This is a genomic window from Pseudoflavonifractor sp. An44, from assembly GCF_002161675.1.
In the GTDB taxonomy this organism is placed as follows: Bacteria; Bacillota; Clostridia; order Oscillospirales; family Oscillospiraceae; genus Enterenecus; species Enterenecus faecium.
The window spans coordinates 50,370-68,681 of sequence record NZ_NFIH01000011.1; the positions used below are offsets into that span (position 1 = coordinate 50,370).

Annotated in this window: 18 protein-coding genes and 1 riboswitch; of the genes, 3 read left to right on the forward strand and 15 right to left on the reverse strand. The window is 61.7% G+C overall.

Annotated features, from left to right (window positions below; genetic code table 11):
* Positions 1-70: 70 nt before the first annotated feature.
* A complete protein-coding gene (locus tag B5F98_RS06785; RefSeq protein WP_087370693.1) occupies positions 71-448 on the forward strand; it encodes a desulfoferrodoxin family protein in 378 nt (125 codons plus the stop codon).
* 68 nt (positions 449-516) lie between these two features.
* On the opposite strand, the gene B5F98_RS06790 is transcribed toward B5F98_RS06785, so the two are convergent.
* The 6 genes from B5F98_RS06790 to B5F98_RS06815 form a co-directional block, all read right to left on the reverse strand.
* Positions 517-1,791 (reverse strand): L-serine ammonia-lyase, iron-sulfur-dependent, subunit alpha, encoded by a 1,275-nt coding sequence (locus B5F98_RS06790; RefSeq protein ID WP_087370697.1) that lies wholly within the window; start codon positions 1,789-1,791, stop codon positions 517-519.
* 76 nt (positions 1,792-1,867) lie between these two features.
* Positions 1,868-3,169 carry an ECF transporter S component gene (locus B5F98_RS13275; RefSeq protein ID WP_242961617.1) on the reverse strand — a complete coding sequence of 434 codons (1,302 nt, stop codon included), beginning with the start codon at positions 3,167-3,169 and terminating at the stop codon, positions 1,868-1,870.
* Positions 3,151-4,800, reverse strand: coding sequence for an ABC transporter ATP-binding protein (locus tag B5F98_RS06800; RefSeq protein ID WP_087370700.1), 1,650 nt, complete (start codon positions 4,798-4,800; stop codon positions 3,151-3,153). Before B5F98_RS06800 ends, B5F98_RS13275 begins: the two co-directional genes overlap by 19 nt.
* A complete protein-coding gene (locus B5F98_RS06805) occupies positions 4,773-5,663 on the reverse strand; it encodes an energy-coupling factor transporter transmembrane component T (protein ID WP_158099808.1) in 891 nt (296 codons plus the stop codon). The genes B5F98_RS06800 and B5F98_RS06805 overlap by 28 nt, the downstream gene beginning before the upstream one ends.
* Before the next feature lie 19 nt (positions 5,664-5,682).
* The gene (locus tag B5F98_RS13455) at positions 5,683-6,405 is read right to left on the reverse strand and encodes a DUF4430 domain-containing protein (RefSeq protein ID WP_087370706.1); all 723 of its coding nucleotides are present in this window, start codon (positions 6,403-6,405) and stop codon (positions 5,683-5,685) included.
* A 27-nt stretch (positions 6,406-6,432) separates the two neighbouring features.
* Positions 6,433-9,882: an Ig-like domain-containing protein gene (locus B5F98_RS06815; protein WP_087370709.1), complete on the reverse strand. Its 3,450-nt coding sequence runs from the start codon at positions 9,880-9,882 to the stop codon at positions 6,433-6,435.
* A gap of 107 nt (positions 9,883-9,989) precedes the next feature.
* A riboswitch (cobalamin riboswitch) is annotated at positions 9,990-10,180 on the reverse strand.
* Positions 10,181-10,402: 222 nt separating this feature from the next.
* Here B5F98_RS06815 and B5F98_RS06820 point away from each other — a divergent pair.
* Both B5F98_RS06820 and B5F98_RS06825 read left to right on the forward strand, forming a co-directional pair.
* Positions 10,403-11,218 (forward strand): histidinol-phosphatase HisJ family protein, encoded by an 816-nt coding sequence (locus tag B5F98_RS06820; protein ID WP_158099809.1) that lies wholly within the window; start codon positions 10,403-10,405, stop codon positions 11,216-11,218.
* Between the two features lie 36 nt (positions 11,219-11,254).
* A complete protein-coding gene (locus B5F98_RS06825; protein ID WP_087228547.1) occupies positions 11,255-11,611 on the forward strand; it encodes a CoA-binding protein in 357 nt (118 codons plus the stop codon).
* Positions 11,612-11,678: 67 nt separating this feature from the next.
* On the opposite strand, the gene B5F98_RS06830 is transcribed toward B5F98_RS06825, so the two are convergent.
* Genes B5F98_RS06830 through glp form a run of 9 tightly spaced genes read right to left on the reverse strand, consistent with a single transcriptional unit; the run spans position 11,679 to position 18,303 of the window.
* On the reverse strand, positions 11,679-12,695 hold the full coding sequence (locus B5F98_RS06830) for an ATP-binding cassette domain-containing protein (RefSeq protein WP_087370716.1): 1,017 nt from the start codon (positions 12,693-12,695) through the stop codon (positions 11,679-11,681).
* 5 nt (positions 12,696-12,700) lie between these two features.
* Positions 12,701-13,357 (reverse strand): molybdate ABC transporter permease subunit, encoded by a 657-nt coding sequence (gene modB, locus B5F98_RS06835; protein ID WP_087370718.1) that lies wholly within the window; start codon positions 13,355-13,357, stop codon positions 12,701-12,703.
* Entirely contained in the window at positions 13,357-14,160 is an 804-nt protein-coding gene (gene modA, locus B5F98_RS06840; protein WP_242961618.1) for a molybdate ABC transporter substrate-binding protein, read from the reverse strand. The genes modB and modA overlap by 1 nt, the downstream gene beginning before the upstream one ends.
* A gap of 29 nt (positions 14,161-14,189) precedes the next feature.
* On the reverse strand, positions 14,190-14,690 hold the full coding sequence (locus B5F98_RS06845) for a MogA/MoaB family molybdenum cofactor biosynthesis protein (protein ID WP_087370724.1): 501 nt from the start codon (positions 14,688-14,690) through the stop codon (positions 14,190-14,192).
* Entirely contained in the window at positions 14,687-15,127 is a 441-nt protein-coding gene (locus B5F98_RS06850) for an MOSC domain-containing protein (RefSeq protein WP_087370728.1), read from the reverse strand. Before B5F98_RS06850 ends, B5F98_RS06845 begins: the two co-directional genes overlap by 4 nt.
* A 5-nt stretch (positions 15,128-15,132) precedes the next feature.
* Positions 15,133-16,110 (reverse strand): GTP 3',8-cyclase MoaA, encoded by a 978-nt coding sequence (gene moaA, locus B5F98_RS06855; RefSeq protein ID WP_087370731.1) that lies wholly within the window; start codon positions 16,108-16,110, stop codon positions 15,133-15,135.
* Positions 16,107-16,616 carry a molybdopterin-guanine dinucleotide biosynthesis protein B gene (gene mobB, locus B5F98_RS06860; RefSeq protein ID WP_087370734.1) on the reverse strand — a complete coding sequence of 170 codons (510 nt, stop codon included), beginning with the start codon at positions 16,614-16,616 and terminating at the stop codon, positions 16,107-16,109. Before mobB ends, moaA begins: the two co-directional genes overlap by 4 nt.
* Entirely contained in the window at positions 16,600-17,082 is a 483-nt protein-coding gene (gene moaC, locus B5F98_RS06865; protein ID WP_087370739.1) for a cyclic pyranopterin monophosphate synthase MoaC, read from the reverse strand. Before moaC ends, mobB begins: the two co-directional genes overlap by 17 nt.
* Before the next feature lie 18 nt (positions 17,083-17,100).
* The gene (glp, locus tag B5F98_RS06870; protein ID WP_087370741.1) at positions 17,101-18,303 is read right to left on the reverse strand and encodes a gephyrin-like molybdotransferase Glp; all 1,203 of its coding nucleotides are present in this window, start codon (positions 18,301-18,303) and stop codon (positions 17,101-17,103) included.
* Positions 18,304-18,312 lie beyond the last annotated feature (9 nt).

Below are 18,312 nucleotides of genomic sequence, written 5' to 3' on the forward strand. Positions count from 1 at the left end.
CAAGACGTGGTATAATAACAGCGGTACCAAAGGCACCCAATATACATGAATCGGAACAGGAGGTTTTCCCATGAACACTCGATTCCTGCGCTGCAAGCACTGCGGCAACATTGTCGGCATCATCCACGACGCTGGTGTCCCCATCTTCTGCTGTGGACAGCCCATGGAGGAGCTGACCCCCAACACCGTAGAGGCCAGCGGCGAGAAGCATGTCCCCGTAGCCAGTGTGGAAAACGGCGTTCTCACCGTCCAGGTGGGTTCTGTGGAGCATCCCATGACCCCTGAGCACTTCATCATGTGGGTCTATGTGAAAACCGAGAACGGCGGCCACCGCATCCAGCTCAAGCCCGGCGACGCCCCCCGCGCCGTGTTCCATCTGGGTGACGAGAAACCTGTGGCTGTGTACGCCTACTGCAACCTCCACGGCCTGTGGATGACCGAACTGTAACAGATACTCTCCCCCCTTAGATAAAAGGAGTGCGGACTGGTTGATTGACCAGTCCGCACTCCCTTTTCTTATTGTCCCGTCATAATGCGCAAGATTTCCCGGTCTGTCTCCCGCATGCCCAGGCGCCCCAGGCGGGCCACCATGTTCAGAGTGTTCTCCACTCCTTTTTTCACAATGCCGTCCCCATCGTAAAACTCGTGTCCGGCCTTGTACATCTCGTAGCCCATCAGGCCCGCCTCCAGAGCCAGAGAGATTTTCGCCGCACAGGAGGCCTTGGCCCCGTCGCACACCATGCCGGACACCACAGCCAGAGAATTGACCAGGGTGTGAGCCACCCCATCCAGGCCCATACCGTCCAGATAGGCAATGGCGGCGGCAGCGGCACAGGCCGCGTTCACCGCCCCGCAAAAGGCGGACAGGCGGCCCAAATTGGTCTTTTGGTGGACCGTGAGCAGATTGGACACCACCATGGCCCGGTACATCCGCTCCTCCCCAATGCCCTTCATGGCCGCATATTCCATCACAGGCAGGGAGGCGGTGAGGCCCTGGTTTCCACTGCCCGAGACAATGACCACCGGCAACTCGCAGCCGCTCATACGGGCGTCAGACCCGGCCGCCGCCCGGGCACGCAACCGGGCTTTCCAGTCGTTTCCCGCCTGGGCCATCAGCTCTTTTCCGATCATGGCCCCGTAACAGCCCTCCAGTCCCTCCTGGGAGATGGCCCAGTTCAGCTGGGCCTGCTGCTGGATGGGCTGGCGGATGTCCTCCAGGTCCACGCTGTCGGCAAAGTCCAAAATGTCCTCCACCGTGAGCAGTTGCTGCAAAGGGTTTTCCTGCATGGCCTGGGGAACCTCCCGCTCTTGCAGAACCTGGCCGTTGCGGCTGACATGCACCAGGTTGGTGTGCTGGTCCACCATCCGCACTCGGGCCACATCGTCTCCCGTTCGGACCTCCACCAGGATGTCAAAGGGGTGGGTGGTGTCCAGAGGCAAAATGGTCACCCGCTCCTGGGCCAGATATTCCTCCACCGCCTCCATGTCCTGATCGGTCACATGGGCGATGCACTCCAGCTGAGCCTGGGCCTGGGCAGCCACGGTCCCCACCGCTGCCGCCACCTCCAGGCCACGTCTGCCCCCGGTGTTGGGCACCACCACGCTCTTGACATTCTTAATGATGTTGCCGCTGACGTGGAGCTTCACCTGCTGGGGCAGCTGCCCCAGGGTCTGGCGGGCCACCGCACAGGCATAGGCCACCGCAATGGGCTCGGTACACCCCATGGCAGGCTTTAACTCCTCTCGGAGGATTTGCACATACGCTTGATATCTCTCATCGGTCCGTTGCATGGAGCTGTCTCTCCTTATCTGGTGTTTTTCTTCATTCTACCATAGGTCCCGCTCCACAGGAAGGGGCATTTCCCCCTCATTCCATCAGCAGCCCGTACTTCTTGCGCATGCGCCGAATTTTCTTCAGCATGGGCTTGGCACAGAGCGATAAAAACACCACGGTGGACACCCCGTGGGTGATGTTTACAGGCACTCCCGCCACGTAGCAAGCCAGCACCGACTGCCAGGTCAGCCCCTCCAACACAGATAGGGCGGTGGAGGTATCCAGCAACAGGCCGTAAATGACCACGGTGGCCAAAAACCCATATACGCACACCCCCATGAGAGAGAGTTTTCCCCGCCGCATCCGCTTTTCAAAGAGCAGCCCCGCCAAGAAGCCGATGACGCCAAAGGCAAACATCTGCCAAGGGGTCCAAGGCCCCTGCCCAAAGAAAAAGTTGGACACAAACCCGGTCATGGCTCCCGTGAGGAATCCCGCCTCTGCCCCCAGCCCAATGCCCGCCACGATCACCAAGGCGGTCACCGGTTTGAAGTGGGGGAGCATGAAAAACACCGCCCGCCCCGCCGTGGCGATGACCACCAGAGAGGAGATGAGCACCAATTCCCTGGCCTGGGGTCGGCGGTCCTCAAAGACGGCAAAGAACGGGAGCATCGCCGCCACAATGACACAGATAGAGATAAAATAGTAGCTACGCCCCTTCAAAAACACAATGCCAAAGGCGATGAGCAGCGGGATAAGCACCAAAATCACCCCAGCGGCCAACCGGGTCCGCCGTCCCATGCCCCGGACGGTGGGCACTGAGGCCAACTCCACCCGCTGGGTGTTCAGCAGCCGCCCCGCTCCCAAAAGAAAGGCCAACCCTGCCGCCCCTTGGCCGCAGGCAAACCCGGTCAGCTGCATGTGGCTGAACACCGTCAGGTCCCAGAAGGTGTTCCCCTGGCCCAGAGCGGCGTTGAGTATCTCACTCAGGCGGACAAGCACCACCGCCGCCCCCGCCACAGAGAGCAGGGCCAGGAGGGCGGACAGCCGCACCGCCGCCGTGGCACCTTTCTTTCGCCGCCAGGCCAGCCCCGCGGCGAGGAGCAGAACAGGAATGGAGAGCCCTGCTGCCAGCTGGGTCGCCCTCAGCCACACCAGCGTTCCCCCGTCCAGGGTCAGTAACTGGGGGTCCTGCACTAGATATAGCTGAGAGGCTAACTCCACACTCTCCCCCGCTCGCCACAGGGTAAACTGGTCTGTCAGGCCCTGATAGGCCAGCTCCGGGATGGAAAACCAGGGGGCAAAGGCCGCATTGGCCGCCATGGCCACACACAGCCATACCGCCACCATCACCCAGCTGTCCGCCCCGGTGCCCGTCTTCACTTTGTCTGTGTACATGCCCGCACCACATCCTCCACCGTCACCGCCTGGGGAAAGACCTCCCGTGCCATCTGATTGGCGGCGGTGGTGTAAAAATGATTGCCCAGAAAGAAGTCCCGGGCGGGCTTCTGGCACACCAGCTGGCCCCGGAACAGCAGCCCACAGGTATCCGCATAGGCGGCGCAGAACTCCACATCGTGGGAGACCATGAACACCGTCTTGCCCTGTCCGGTAAGCGCTCCCAGCACCTGGGCCAGGGTCTGTTTATAGCACCCGTCCAGTCCCTTGGTGGGCTCGTCCAACAGGAGAATCTCCGGGTCCAGCAGCAATACCTTGGCCAGAGCCGCCCGCTGCTGCTCCCCCCCGGACAAATCATAGGGGTGCTGGCCCAGCACCCCCTCCAGCTGGGTCACACGGATGGCCTGGGCCAAGCGCTCCTCCCGTTCCTTTCTGGACAGGAGCAGCTCGTCCAGCAGCTCCTCCAGGTCCGCCCCCACCGTGTCCTGAACAAAGAGGCACTGGGGATTCTGGGGCAGAACTCCCAAAATCCCCCGCTCCAGAGGCCGCCCCCGCTTTCGCACCTGACCGCCAATGCGGATTTGGCCCCGGTAAGGGTGATTCTCTCCAGAGAAGAGGGAGAGAGCTGTGGTCTTGCCCCCACCGTTGCCCCCCATGAGGGCGTACAGCTGCCCTCTGGGCACCTGGAGGTTGAGCCCCTGGAGCACATCCGCCCCGTGGCGGTCATAGCGAAACCACACCTCCCGAGCCTCCAGGGCAAAATCCCTGGGAGCGGACTGGTCAGGGGTCTCTACGGGGGGCTGGGGCTTGTCCCGGTACTGCTCCAGCCAGGTCCGCCCCTCCTTCACTGTCATGGGGCAGGCCTCTCCCCCCTCCACTCGATTATAAATCTGCATGGGCACCGGGCAGCACACCCCCAGAGGGTGGTGGGCCAGAGCCCGCCCCACCTGCCGGGGGGAGCCGTTGCAGAGGATTTTGCCCTCCTCCAGCACCACCACCTGGTCCGCCATGGGGAACACCTGGTCCAGGCGGTGTTCCACCACCACCACCGTCAGCCCCAGCTGCTGGTTGAGCCGCTGGAGGGTGTGGAGAAAGTCGGTGGCCGCCATGGGGTCCAACTGGGAGGTGGGCTCGTCCAGCACCAGCACCTGGGGGTGCATGGCCATCACCGAGGCCAGGTTGAGAAGCTGTTGTTCCCCGCCGGACAACTCCTCCACCTTCCGGTCAAACCAGTCCTGGAGGCCAAAATAGCTGGCCATCTCCGCCACCCGAAGCCGCATGTCCCCCAGCTCCAGCCCCAGGTTCTCCAGGCCGAAGGCCATCTCGTGCCATACCTTATCGGTGACCAGCTGCTGCTGGGGATTTTGCATCACAAAGCCAATCTCCCCCGCCTGGGTGCGCAGGTCCACCTGGTGCAGCGGAGTACCCTTGTAGAAGATCTCTCCGGTCCGGGTTCCGTGAGGGGTCAGGGCACTTTTGAACTGGCGGATGAGGGTGGATTTTCCACACCCGGACCGCCCGCAGATCACCACGAATTCCCCTGCCCCAATTTGGAGGTTCACCTCTCGCAGCGCAGGGACTGACGCGTCGGGATAGGAGAAGGTCAGATTTTGCACATCCAATAACGCCATTTCAAATCCTCCACCAAGTTGAGTATCAAAGGCAGGGCGCACAGCACCCCGTAGAGGGCATAACACACACAGGCCGGGACGGTGGCCACGTTTATGCGCCACACCGGGAAATACAGCATATTCAGCTGTCCTGTGACTACGCCCGCCGCCACGCATCCAAAGCACAGGGCCATCCCCGCCGCCAAGGCGGTGGAACGCCCATCCCATCGGAAGGGGTGGTATAGGGTGCGCCCCCGCAGGCCATAGCCACGGGCCCGCATGGAGTCGGCAGTGTCCACCGAGTGTTCCAAAGACCATGTGACTAGGATGGACAGCACCCGCCCCCCCTTTTTCAGCCGCTGCCATGGGGTGCCCTCCCCCACGTCCCGGCCCACGCACCGCTGGGCTGCCATCACCCGCTTGGCCTGGGTCAAAAACAGGGGAAGAAAGCGCAGCACCATGGAGAAGATGAGGGCTAGGGCGGGAAAGCCCTTGCCAAAGAGGTACACCACCTTGTCCTCCGTCATCACGTCCTGCCAGGTGGCACACCACAAGATCACCACCCCCATCATCCCCCCGGTGCATAACCCGTACACCACAGACTCCAGGGTCACCGGGTTCCCCGAGGGCAGGTACCCCAGAATGGTGAGGCCCTGGTGGGAGAAGAGGGGATTGATCACGGCCGAGAGCACCACCACCGGAAGGGCCAGCAGGCACACCCGCACAAGCCCCTTCCCGCCCCGCAGGCGGAACAGATAGGCGGCGGCAGAGACTCCCGATAACACCAGCAACACTGGGTGCATGTAAAAGAGGGTAACCCCCAGCACCAGAAGGTAAAAGATGAAATTGATACCCGGATGACAGCGGGAAAACTCGTCCTTCACGCCGCCCTCTCCTCCTCTCTTACAAATCAAAGCCCAGATCGCAGGTGTACTTAAACTCGATGACGTCCCCGTTCTTCACCGTGTACTTGCTCACCCCGTAGTTGGGCTTGGTCCCATTGACGTAGTACATCCAGCCGGACCCGGCCCCACAGTCGAACTCATAGAGGTTGTTGATGCCCTCAATGTAGTGGCTGCCAAAGCCGGGGGTGTACTCGTACTCCATGTGGATGCCGTAGGTCTGGGTGGCTCGGAGGAGCACGTCAAACACCGACTCCCCCTCCTCAAAGGAGATGGCCTTGCGGGACAAAATCACCCCGTCTGAGGGCACCAAACTCTCCTTCCCTGGGGTTAGGTCCTCCATGCGCCCTAAAATGGTCTTGCACTCAATGGAGAGATAACAGATGTTGACCTTGGGCGTGGGAGTCGGTTGGGGAGTGGGAGCGGGCGTGGCCTTCACCGCCGGCTTCTGAGTGGGCTTGGGTGTCGGCGCCGGCGTGGCTGCCGCTGCGGACGACTCTCCCCGGTCCTGACTCTGGGCGGGCTGCTGAGTCGTCGCCGGGGCCTCACTGGCCTGGGGCTCCCCAGAGGGCTGCTCGCTGGGAGCAAGACTCTCCTCCACCCCCACGGTGGGGGACACTGTGGGGGTGACCACAGCGCCCTGCTCCCCCGTGTTTCCACAGGCCGCCAAAGTCAGCAGCAGCAACAGGGAAAACAGGCACATCCATCGTTTCAAATGCTTCATAGGCTCTCCTCATACGCCGGAGGCTTTTTAGCCCCGGCTCTTTCTCTTACGGTCGGTCCAAGCAGCGGCACACAGCCCCGCTGCGCTCATGCCCAGAATCACCAGAGATTCCACCAGGGGGCTGGTATCTCCGGTCTGGGGCACCTGGGGCTCCTCCTCCCCGCTGCCCGGATTCTCTCCGCTGTCTCCATCCTCTGTGGGGGGCGCGGGGGTCCACTGGGTCAGGTCAAAGAGGGTGTTCTCCCCTGCCACAAAGCGGCGGTAGGCCTCCAGGGCGTAGCCGATCTGCACGGTGCCCATGCCGTCAGGCTTGTCACTGCTCATAAAGGTGGTAAAGCCGGACTCCCGCTTGAACTGGTCCAGTTTGGTGACCAGATTGTAGTTGCCGTGGGTGAACCCGTTGTCCGGGTCCAGAGGGTCGATGCCCGCCACCGCCAGGGCGGTGAGCACCTGGGCGGCGGTACAGCCGTTGTCATCCCCCTCATTGATGTAGCCGCAGTCGCTGGTCATCTGGCTGCGCAGGTACTCCAGCGCCCGGTCAAAGGCCTGGCTCACCTGCTCCATGTCCCGGTATGGGGCCAGGGCCTGGAGGGTCATGGCGGTGACATCCACACTCACCGTGTCCGCCGAGGACAGGCCGAACCCGCCGTTGGCATTTTGGAAGGTGAGAATCTTCTCAATGAGGGTCTCCCGGGTCCACCGGGCATCCTGGGGCACCTCATAGTCCTTGGTATCCAGGGCCAACAGGGTGTAACTCATCATGTTGGAGGTCATGCGGTCCAGATTGGGGTAGTTGTACAGGGTCTCAATGAGGTCCATCCCCGCCACGTCGGTGGGGTCCTTCCCCATGGCCAGCAGCGCCACCACCACCCGGAAGTAGTCGGTGGGCAGCATTCTCCCGCCGCTTTCCAACTGCTGGGTGATGCTGGCGTAGTAGCTGTCCAGATCGCTCTGGCTGAGGCTGGCCCCGGCCCGGAGCAGCGTAAACAGGCTCCACTCGGCCCCATAGGTGTAGTTGCCCTCCAGCTGGCTGTCCAGGTAGGACAGAGCGTGACGGATGTTATCCGTCACATATCGGTCAAAGTCCAGGTCCTCCACAGCGTCCGGCTGAGTCACCGTCACGGTGAACTGGATGGGCTTGGCTCCCTTGGTGTCGTCCAGAGGGGTGCCCGTCACTGTCACCGTGCCCTGCTCCAGGGCGGACAGGGTGTGAGTGGTGGTCATGGTGCCGGGGGTGCTGGTGACATAGTCGTTGACCTTCACAATCCCGTCCTGGCTGTAGGTCCAGGTAAACCGCTGGTTGGTGGCGTTTGCAGGAGTCACCAGCAGGTCCAGGTTCATGGACTCATACTGAGCCAGAGTGAGCGTGGTCTCCTCCATCTCCACCTGCTCCAGGGGATGCTTATACTCAAAGCGAATGGTAATGTCCTGGGTGGCTGCGGGGTTGTCCACGCTGGTGACGGTAAACCGGGCCGTGCCCGCCTTCTTGGGAACGATACCGTTGCCATACGTGGCCTGGAACTCCGCCACATCCGGGTCGTGGGACACCCACACCACGTCCTTGACGGTGGCGTTGTGGGGCTCAATGTTGATCTCATACCGCCGTTCCGGGTCGGTATCATGGGAGGTAATGCCCACGTACTGGTTGCCCAGGCCGTTCCACCCCTCGATGTAGAACACCTCAGGATAGGTCACCGTCAGACCGGTCACGTCAATGCGCTGGGCGGTGGCCTGGAAGCTCACGGTGACCTGGGGGTTATCCGCCAGGGACACAGTGAAGGTGTGCATGGACTGGTCCTCGGCAAAGAACTCCAGGCCGTTCTCCCCATCCAGGGTATAGATATAGGAGCCTTCGGTGGAGGTCATCTCCAGAGCCTGATTGGGGATGGTGATGTACACCCCGTCCAGGCAGCCCTTCACCGTCAACTGCTGGGGCTGGGTACCGCTCAAATGGAGGGGTTTCTCCCCGGTGACGGGCCAGCCATCCTGGTACAGCTTCAGGTCGGTGACCTGGGTGGGCACCACCTTCAAGGTAAAGGTGGCCAGTTCCTGAGCCACATACCAGTCGGGGTTCTTGTCGTACACATAGGCTTGATACTCGCCCACCGAAGGATAAAACTTACCGCTGGAGGAAATGTGGATGGTGGAGGACTCCGAGCCTCCGTTCTGCTGGCTGCAGCTCCAATAGGTGCTCTGTCCCTCAGCTACGCCCTCCAGCACAAACCGCCCCTCATCCAGCGCGGAGAGGGTGAAGGTGTGGGTGTCGTCCCACTGGGTAATGCGCCCGTCCGTGTGGTAAAACACCACCGTGGGGGTGGTGGGCACTTCTCGAGGGGTGACGGTGACGGTGCATACGGCACTACAGGCGCCAGCCGTCACCGTAATTTGAGCGCTTCCCGCCTGGTGGGCCACCACCAGGCCGCTGTCATCCACGCTAACAATGTCGGGGGCACTGCTCTGCCACACCACAGCGTCGGTGGAGTCGGCCGGGGTTACCGTGGCGGTGAGCCGCACCCCCTGGCCCTCCTCCAGGTCCAGCTTGGTCTCACTCAGGGTAACGGACTGGGCGGCAATGCCCGTCACGGTCACCATCACCGTGGCCTTCACCGTCTCGTTGGCCTGGGCGGTGATGACAGCGGTGCCCTCTCCCACAGCCCGGACCACGCCCTGATCGGTGACCTGGGCCACATGGGTGTCCTCACTGTACCACACCACGGTGTCGTTGCTCTCCTCCGGGATCACCGTGGCGGTGAGGGCCTGGGTCTCTCCCACCATCAGGGTCACTTCCCCAGGAGTCACGGTGATGTCGGTGGCGGGGACCTTCTGGGCCAGCAGTTGGGAGACAATCTGGGTCTGCTCATTCACCTGCTCCTGGGTGGCCGTCCCATCCACCGCCACCTGCAACGCCTGCTCATAGACCTGGGCGTTGGCGTCAATCTGGGCCTGGGTCAGCTGGGCCAGGCTGGATACCAGCTTGTCCTTGTTGATCCCCAGAGCACCCTGTCCGGCCTCTGCGGCAGGCGGGATGTAGTCGGGAGTACCCTGAGCGCTGTCCTGAACGTAAATGAGGCGAATCACTTCTCCCGCCTGTACCTGGTACTTGTTGCCCACCTTGACGCTGTCCACAAATGGCCACCAGGCTTTTTTGCCCCAGTTCACCTCACCCACCGCTTGGCCATCGTTTGGGGTGACAGTAAAGCCGTATAGGGTGCTGTAGGTCACGCTGCCCCGGTCTTGATAGCCCCGTTGCAGCACGTCCACCAGGATATCTCCCTCCTCCAACTCCACCTGGGTGGGGGGCAGATAGTACATGGTGTGGCCACTCTCGTCGGCGTACTCCATGGTCACCGTCACGGTCTGCACTCCGCTCCGGCTGGTGTTCAGGGCCAACGCCCCGGATACCAGGGTCCACACCATGGCCAGGGTCAGCAGCAGACTCAGCCACCGCCGCCCCCTTCTTCTCGCTTCTGCTCTCATGTTCTCAAGTCCTTTCCTGGGAAATGAATATCAAAAAGCGGCTGCAACCCATGGTTGCAGCCGCTTTCAGGCAACACAAAAGGAAGGCCCGCCCATCGCCTTGGGCGCACCTTGGTCCCATCATATGCAGGTCTTCTGGCTCTGGCCTCATCGCCCTGGCCGTCTTCCCAGAAACTTCCGTTTCCAGTGACATATTGGCCAGCACTCTTCCATTACAGCGGCGGCTCCGCACAGGTTTTGCACCTGTTTCCCTTTTCAATCTGCCCGATCACAGATCACACATGTGGTTTATGCAATTATCTCTATTATACATGGCAGGCAGGCAAACGAAAAGGGGAATTTTGCACCCAGACCATTTCTAGTGATTTTATCCCCATACCCTCCGTTTACCTGGGCCAAACTGTTCTATTTCCACATAATATATTTTTCCATGACATTCTCCTTTTCTCTTTTGCAAAATTCCGGTATACTAAAAGCAAGAACCATAACATTTCACGAGCTACAGAAAGAAGGTCACTGTATGCCATCTTATTTGGCTGACTACCATACCCACACCCACCTGTCCGGCGACTCCAAATCCCAGCTGTGGGAAAACCTCAACGCCGCCTGTCAGGCGGGGATTCCCGAACTGTGCATGACCGAGCACTGGAACCTCTTAAACCAGCGGGGAGAACGCCTTCCCACTCACTACGACTTTGATGCCGTACTGAATCAGTGGGCAGCGCTCAAAGACGACTGGGCCCACCGGGTGGAGGTGCGGGTGGGCATCGAGCTGGGCAACAGCACCGTGGACACCGCCGCCGTCCAGGCCTGTCTGGACTTTCCCGAGCTGGACTTTGTCATCGGCTCCCTCCACTCCGTGAGCCTGGACCTGGGGGGCATCGGTATTTTCACCTATGCCAAGTCCTGCACCGACCCCCAGCGGGCCAATTCCGTTTTGGAGGACTACATCCGGCAGATGGAGGAGCTGGCGGAGGACGGCACCTTTGACGTGCTGGGCCATATCATCTATCCCCTGCGCTACTTCTCCCCGGACTTTCACCTCACCCTGGACCCCTGGCAGGACCGGCTGGACGAGATTCTCCGCCGGGTCATCCACAGCGGCAAGGGCATCGAATTGAACACCACCCAGGGCACCACCGTCCGCCAGTGGCTGCCCCTGCTCACCCGCTACCGGGAGCTGGGGGGCGAAATCCTCACTTTGGGCTCGGATGCCCACCGCCCCCAGTTCATCGGCGCCGGCTTCCAAGAGGCCGCCCAGATGCTCCAACACCTGGGCTACCGCTATGTGTGTACCTATCGCCAGAGAAAGCCCCAATTTCACTCCATCCGCTGACCTCACCCCTACCATCAGACAAAAGGAGGTATCTTCATGGAACTCAAGGAAATCATGGCCCTGTCTCGCTTCGCCGTTTTGGGCGATACCCTCAACCCGGAAAAATACGCCTATAAGATCAAGCACGCCCTTCTGGAGAAGGGCTACACCGTCTATCCTGTGGGCAAGGAGCTGGCCTCCCTCAACGACATCCCGGACGACATTGATGTCATCGACCTGTGCATCCACCCCACCAAGGGTCTGAACCTGCTCCAGGAGTGCAAAAAGCCCTTCCGCTGCGTGCTCATCCAGCCCGGCGCTTCCGACGAGGCCCTGCTGGCCTACCTCCAGGAGCACCACATTCCCTACTTGGACGGCTGCGCCCTGGTGGGCCTCCGGCTGTACAGCAAATAAGCCCCATCCCCATGACAACAACCGCCCCGGCTCTCGTTTCTCAAGAGCCGGGGCGGTTTTCGCATCTTCATTCATCTGTCAGAGGGAGCAATTGGGAGGGTGGCAGCTCAATCCACACCCCCTGGGCATGGTCTACTGCCTGCCAATCCCAGTTGGACACCTCCATTTGCAGCGCTCCATCTCCACATGCCAGGAACACCGATACCGAGAAGGGCCCCTGGTCCACCTGGGTGCAGCGACAGAATAGCCGATGGTCCCCGGGGCCATCCACCAGACGGATGTGGTGGGGCTGAATGGCCACATAGGCGGCATTCTGGGGCACCTGCACTGGTAGTCCCCAGGCTGTGGCATACGCCACTCCATTCCCCCGATGCTCCAGCGGGGAAATGTTAGGGCAGCCCATGAGGCGGCAGGCCGACAAGGTGCGGGGATGGTTGAAAAACGCCTCTGTGGTCTGCATGGGCTGGGAGGCCCCGTGGTGGACCACACACACCTGATGGCACATCCGCCGCACCTCATCCCTGCTGTGGGTGACCAAAAGGCAGGGGCCGGAGAACTGCTCCAGAAACCGGGATAGCTCCCCCTGAATCTCCCCTCTCAGATGGGTGTCTAGGGCTGAAAAAGGTTCATCCAGCAGCAGCACCTGGGGCTGGGCGGCCAGAATCCGGGCCAGGGCCACCCGCTGCTGCTGTCCCCCTGAGAGCTGACGGGGGCGCTTGTGTCGGTGCTCCTGCAACTGAAAGCGGCGTAGCAGCTCCTCCACCGCCATTCGGTCCCGGGTAGCCACGGCGATGTTCTGCTCCACGGTGTAATGGGGGAACAGGGCGTACTGCTGGAAGAGATACCCCACCTTCCGCTGCTGGGGCGGCAGGTTCACCCCCTGTTTGTGGTCAAACAGCACTCGACCGTCTAGTTCGATGTGTCCTGCGTCCGGGGTGAGCAGTCCGGCAATACACCGCAGTGTCACCGTCTTGCCGCTGCCTGAGGCACCCAGCAGTCCGGTCACCTCCTCCAAAGGGGCAGTAAAGGAGACCCGGAGCCGAAACTTCCCCAGCTGTTTTTCGATGTCTACCATCAGGGACATGTCCGTCACCTCTCCTTGCGCTCCAACAGATTGATGGCCAGCAGCACCACCCCAGAGATGGCCAGATTCACCAGCACCCAGCGCAGCGCCATAGTATCGTTACCCGTGCGCCAAAACTGGTAGACTGTGGTGGAGATGGTGGCGGTCTTTCCTGGGGTATACCCTGCGATCATAGAGGTGGCTCCGTACTCCCCCAGAGCCCGGGCAAAGGCCAGCACCGTCCCCGCCAAAATACCCTGGCGGCAACAGGGCAGCTGAATGTGCCAGAAGATCCACACATTTCCCCGCCCCAAGGTCCGGGCGGCATCGGTAAGGGTGGTATCATAGCTCTCAAAGGCGCCCCGGGCGGTGCGGTACATCAGGGGGAAGGCCACCACCGCCGAGGAAAACACCCCCGCATACCACACCATGGTCAGGCGCACATCCAGCAAGCGGGCCACCACACTCCCCACTGCCCCGTTGGGTCCCAACAGGCACAGCAGCAGATACCCCACCACCGTGGGGGGCAGCACCAGGGGCAGGGTGAGCACCACGTCCAGAACCCCCTTCACCACCGGATGGCACCGGGAGATCACCTGGGCTGCCCACAGGCCCACAAAGAAGATGAGGACGGTGGACAGGGCGGCAATGCGCAGAGAGTTGAAGAGTGGATACAGGTCCATCAGTTCTCCCCTTGGGCGATCAGGGTGAAGCCCACATCCTTCCAGACAGAAATGGCCTCCTCATTGGTGTAGAGATAGGTGAGAAAATCCTCTGCTGCGTCATAGCTGTCCGCCTGTCCGCTCTTCATCACAGCGGCGGGATAGATCACCTGCTGGCACATCTCCGGCGTGGCGGCATCCACCACGTTGAGGCCATAGGTGCTGGCATCGGTGGCATACACCATTCCGGCGTCCACCATCCCCTCCTGTACCTGGCGGGCCACCTCCGAGACGTTGGAGGCGTAGGTCACCTTGCCCTGGTCCTCCAGCTGGTCCAGAGAGTAGCCCAGGTAGTCCAAAATCTCCAGAGAGTAGGCTCCCACCGGCACGTCATCGTTGCCAATGCACAGCAGATCGTCCCCGGACGCAAGGTCGGTAAAGGAGTTGATCTTGCCGGGGTTCTCCGGGGGCACCGCCAGCACCACCTGATTTTCCAGCAAGTCGATGCGGGTGTCCGAGTAGACAAAATCCAGGCCGTCGGTGTTGGCCCCGGTGGTGTCCTGGCTGTCCAGCTGATTCATCTGCTTCTGGGCCGCCGAGAGGAACAGGTCACACACCGCCCCCTCCTCAATCTGGGTCTTTAAGGTCCCAGAGGAGTCAAAGGTAAAGGTGAGCTTGACATCCTCATGCTGGGCCTCATAGGTCTGGGCAATCTGGGTCAGGGCAGATTCCAAAGAGGCAGCGGCAAATACCACCACCTCCGTCTGCTCTGAGGTGGTGGGCGTGGAGTGGCAGCCCCACATGGGCAGCAACAGGGCGCTCATGAGGCATGCGCATACCAGTGGCTTCCGTTTCATGTTCTCTCCTCCGTTCGGGCACAGTTTCCACTCTGCCCTGTCAAAATTTCCAGCCCGTGGGCCAGAGGCGGCAGAATGTACTCCAGGCACTCCCCCACCGCCTTGGGACTGCCCGGCAGATTCACAATCAGGGTCTGGGCTCGGATGCCCGCCGTGGCACGGCTGAGCATGGCCTTGGGAGTGATTTGCAGGGAGTGGTAGCGCATTCCCTCGGCTATCCCCGGGGAGGGGCGCTGAATGGCCTGGGCGGTGGCCTCTGGGGTCAGGTCCCGGGGGGAAAATCCAGTGCCCCCGGTGGTGAGAATGAGGTCTGCACGGTTCTCGTCGCACAGCTGGCACAGGGTGGTGTACAAGGGCTCGATCCCGTCAGGGAGCAGCTTGGTATACACTACATGGTGTCCCTCTTGCTCCACCATGCGGGCAATGAGGGGCCCGCTCTGGTCCTCCCGTGTCCCGGCATAACCGGAATCACTGAGGGTCAAAATGGCAACTCTCATGCTTCTCCCTCCCAGATGGTCAGCGCATCCCCCACAGAGATGGTCCCCCCGTGGAGCACCCGGGTGAATACCCCCTCCCGGGGCATGATGCAGTCCCCCATGACTTTGTAAATTTCGCAGTGGGCGTGGCACTCCTTCCCCACCTGGGTCAGCTCCAGCACCACGTTCCCACACCGGAACTTGGTGCCAATGGGCAGGGTTTTGAAGTCAAAGCCCGACACCACCAGGTTCTCTCCAAAGGCCCCGTGGTCCACCACAGCGCCCCGGGCCCGAAAGGCCTCCACCTGCTCATGGGACAGAAGAGACACCTGTCGATGCCACTTCCCGGCGTGGGCGTCCCCCTGGATGCCCCAGTTCTCCACAAAGGTGGCGGTGTTCACATTTTTCTTCTGGGTCCCCTTCTTCTCGCTGATACACACAGCCATCACTTGTCCCATGGGCCTCATCCTCCTATTTGGTTCATGTTGTGTTTCTCGTCTCCCGCCTGGGTCTGGGTGGAAAAGTGGTGCCCGGCGGGTTTGTGGTACATGGCCTGTTCCAGAGCCCCCTCCAACGCCGTGGGGGAGACACCCTCCGCCAGATACGGCTTCAGGTCCACCTCGTCCTGATATTGCAGGCAGGTTTTCAAGTGACCATCGGCGGTCAAACGCACCCGGTTACACTGGTGGCAAAACTGGTGGCTCAATGCACTGATAAATCCCACCCGTCCTGCAAACCCGGAGAAGGTGACATACGCCCCAGGTCCCGCTCCCTTGGGACGGGCACAGGGCACGGGAGTGCCGAAGGCATCGGTCAACCGCTCCATCACCTGCTCCTGGGTCAGTCCGTGGCGGTCCCGCCCCAGTCCGATGGGCATCAGCTCAATGAACCGCACGGAGATCTCCCGCTCCTGGGCCAATCTGGCCAGAGGCACCACCTGGTCCTCATTGAACTGGGTGGGAACACAGTTCACTTTCACGGTCAAACCGGGGGTACCTGCCGCAGCCTCCAGCCCTTCCAAGACCTGGGGCAGCAGCCCCTCCCGGCGGGTGATGGCTGCAAACTGCTGAGGGTCCAGGGTGTCCAAGCTCAAGTTCACCCCGTCCAGCCCCGCCAGGCGCAGCTGGGACAGCTGCTGGGCCAACAGCACCCCATTGGTGGTGAGGGATACTGATTCAATCCCCGCTACCCCTTTGACCACCTCCACCAGGCGGTACAGCTGGGGGCGCACCAAGGGCTCTCCTCCGGTGAGGCGGATGTGGCGCACGCCCAAACGGGACGCCGCCTCCACCACCTGGGTGATCTGCTCATAGGTGAGGATCTGGCTGTGGGGCATCCACGCCACCCCCTCCTCCGGCATACAGTACACACACCGCAGGTTGCACCGATCGGTGACCGAGATGCGCAGATAACAGATGTCCCGCCCATACTGGTCTCTCATGTGCTCCGCCCCCTCTCCAGGTATTTCATCAAAAAGTCCGCCACCCCCGCCGGGTCATTGAGGGACAGGGTGGGTATCCCCGGCAGACACAGCGTGGTGTCCGTGACCAAGGCCAGCAAGGTGGCAGGGTCGCACACCGACTGGGCGGAGTTGCCCGCCCGCACCAGCTCCAGCTTGGGCCAGGGGCTGTGCTTCCCCCCTTCCAGTAGAATGAGGTCGGCCTGGGGAAAGAGCTCCAACAGCCCAGGCAGGTCTGGCGTCTGACGCCAGATCACTTTGGTGGTCTCCCCGTCGTAAATGGCGGCCCCCATAGCCCCAGCCTGGAGGTATCGTCCCGTGTCCGTGTTTGGCGGGTCGGGGGGAAAAGTGTGGCCGTCATGCTTGATCACCGCCACCTGTACCCCAGCCCGATGAAAGTAGGGGAGCATGGCGGTAATAAGGGTGGTTTTTCCGGAGTTTTTCACCCCGGACACCGCCACCACTGTGGGCTTACTGGCCACGCTCATATACCCCCGACTTGCCCCCCTCTTTGTGCACCAGGTGGATGTCCCCCAGCTCCATACTCTTATCCATGGCCTTGCACATGTCGTAGATGGTGAGCAGGGCCACACTGACCCCGGTGAGGGCCTCCATCTCCACTCCAGTCTTTCCGGTAAGCTTGGCGGTACACCGGGCCTTCACGGCGCTTTGCTGGGGCATCAGCTCAAAGTCCACGCTGACGTGACTCAGCGCCAGGGGATGGCACAGGGGGATGAGGTCGCTGGTGCGCTTGGCGGCCATAATTCCCGCCACCCGGGCCACTCCCAGCACGTCCCCTTTGGCGGCGGTGCCGCCGGATATGGCCTCCAGCACCTCCTGGGAGACCCGGATGGTGCCCTCTGCCACAGCGGTACGCAAGGTGGGCTGTTTTTCTGAGACATCCACCATAATGGCGTTGCCGTCGCTGTCAAAGTGATTGAATTGGGGTTCCATGGTATCTTCCTCCCGGATTCACAGATAGACGGTGTATTTCTCCCCTGCCTGCAAGTTTTGGCTTCCAGCGGGCGCCTCCAGCAGGCAGTTGCACCCCACCAGGGAGCGCAGCGACCCAGAGGAATGGTCCTGAGGCAGTCTCACATGCCCGTCCTGATACGTCCCACGCAAAAATCGGCGCATACCGCTGGGGCGGTCAAAGGGGGTGTCCAGCACCGCCCGGCGTGTCTCAAGCTCAAATTGAGGTGCAAGGCACAAGGCGTGGAGCATGGGTCGCCCCAACAGCTCAAAGGTGGCAACCGCGGCAAAGGGATTGCCGGACAGGGACAAAACGGGTTTTCCCTCCACCAGAGAATACATGGCCGGGGTGCCCGGCTTCACCTGCACCCGCCAAAACACTTGCTGTGCCCCGGCCATGGGCAGGGCCTGGTGGAGCACATCCCGCTCCCCCACCGACACCCCGCCGGTGGTAATGAGGCAATCGCAGTGCTCCAACAACCCTCTCATCTGCTGGGCCGTCTCCTGGGGGTCGTCCCCCACAGTGGCACAGGTCACCACTTCTACCCCTAACTGGCGCAGCCGGGCGGAGAGCAGATGGGAGTTAGCGGTGTAGATTTTTCCCGGCGGGAGCGGGTGTACCTGGGGCGGCACCACCTCGTCCCCCGTAACCAGCAGAGTCACCCGGGGGCGGCGATACACCCTCACCCGATCACACCCAGCACTGGCCAATAGGCCCAGAGCGGCGGCGTCTAACCGGGTTCCAGCAGAGAGCAGACAGGTCCCGGCGGTGTAATCCTCCCCCCGCCCAATAAAGTTCTGATAGGCCCCCACGGAGGCATAGACCTGCACCGCTTTCTCTCCCAGGTCGGTGTCCTCCTGGCGCACCACACAGTCGCACCCCTGGGGCAACGGGGCCCCGGTCATAATGCGCACGGCGGTGCCCGGGGTGACGCTTTGGTGGGGCACCTCTCCGGCACACACCCGCTCCACCACACGGAGAGAAACCGGGTGCTCTGGACATGCCCCATGGACATCCTGGCTTTGCAGGGCGTAGCCGTCCAAGGGTGAGCGGTCAAAGGGGGGCTGGTCTATGGAGGACCACACATCCCGGCTCAACGTCCGGTCTAAAGCGTGGTCCAGGTCCACCCGCTCCTCCCCCAGAGGACGGAGCGAGGCCGTGATCAGCGCCCAGGCCTCCTCCAATGAAATGCGTTCCCGCATCCTATCCCC

Bases quoted from the DNA above. Each gene is read 5' to 3' on its own strand.
- B5F98_RS06825 (WP_087228547.1), top strand. From the start codon at position 11,255: ATGGAACTCAAGGAAATCATGGCCCTGTCTCGCTTCGCCGTTTTGGGC.
- B5F98_RS06845 (WP_087370724.1), bottom strand. From the start codon at position 14,690: ATGAGAGTTGCCATTTTGACCCTCAGTGATTCCGGTTATGCCGGGACA.
- B5F98_RS06800 (WP_087370700.1), bottom strand. From the start codon at position 4,800: ATGGCGTTATTGGATGTGCAAAATCTGACCTTCTCCTATCCCGACGCG.
- B5F98_RS06830 (WP_087370716.1), bottom strand. From the start codon at position 12,695: ATGTCCCTGATGGTAGACATCGAAAAACAGCTGGGGAAGTTTCGGCTC.
- moaA (WP_087370731.1), bottom strand. From the start codon at position 16,110: ATGAGAGACCAGTATGGGCGGGACATCTGTTATCTGCGCATCTCGGTC.
- B5F98_RS06790 (WP_087370697.1), bottom strand. From the start codon at position 1,791: ATGCAACGGACCGATGAGAGATATCAAGCGTATGTGCAAATCCTCCGA.
- B5F98_RS06850 (WP_087370728.1), bottom strand. From the start codon at position 15,127: ATGGGACAAGTGATGGCTGTGTGTATCAGCGAGAAGAAGGGGACCCAG.
- B5F98_RS06820 (WP_158099809.1), top strand. From the start codon at position 10,403: ATGCCATCTTATTTGGCTGACTACCATACCCACACCCACCTGTCCGGC.
- modB (WP_087370718.1), bottom strand. From the start codon at position 13,357: ATGGACCTGTATCCACTCTTCAACTCTCTGCGCATTGCCGCCCTGTCC.
- glp (WP_087370741.1), bottom strand. From the start codon at position 18,303: ATGCGGGAACGCATTTCATTGGAGGAGGCCTGGGCGCTGATCACGGCC.
- B5F98_RS13455 (WP_087370706.1), bottom strand. From the start codon at position 6,405: ATGAAGCATTTGAAACGATGGATGTGCCTGTTTTCCCTGTTGCTGCTG.
- moaC (WP_087370739.1), bottom strand. From the start codon at position 17,082: ATGGAACCCCAATTCAATCACTTTGACAGCGACGGCAACGCCATTATG.
- B5F98_RS06815 (WP_087370709.1), bottom strand. From the start codon at position 9,882: ATGAGAGCAGAAGCGAGAAGAAGGGGGCGGCGGTGGCTGAGTCTGCTG.
- B5F98_RS13275 (WP_242961617.1), bottom strand. From the start codon at position 3,169: ATGTACACAGACAAAGTGAAGACGGGCACCGGGGCGGACAGCTGGGTG.
- modA (WP_242961618.1), bottom strand. From the start codon at position 14,160: ATGAGCGCCCTGTTGCTGCCCATGTGGGGCTGCCACTCCACGCCCACC.
- B5F98_RS06785 (WP_087370693.1), top strand. From the start codon at position 71: ATGAACACTCGATTCCTGCGCTGCAAGCACTGCGGCAACATTGTCGGC.
- mobB (WP_087370734.1), bottom strand. From the start codon at position 16,616: ATGAGCGTGGCCAGTAAGCCCACAGTGGTGGCGGTGTCCGGGGTGAAA.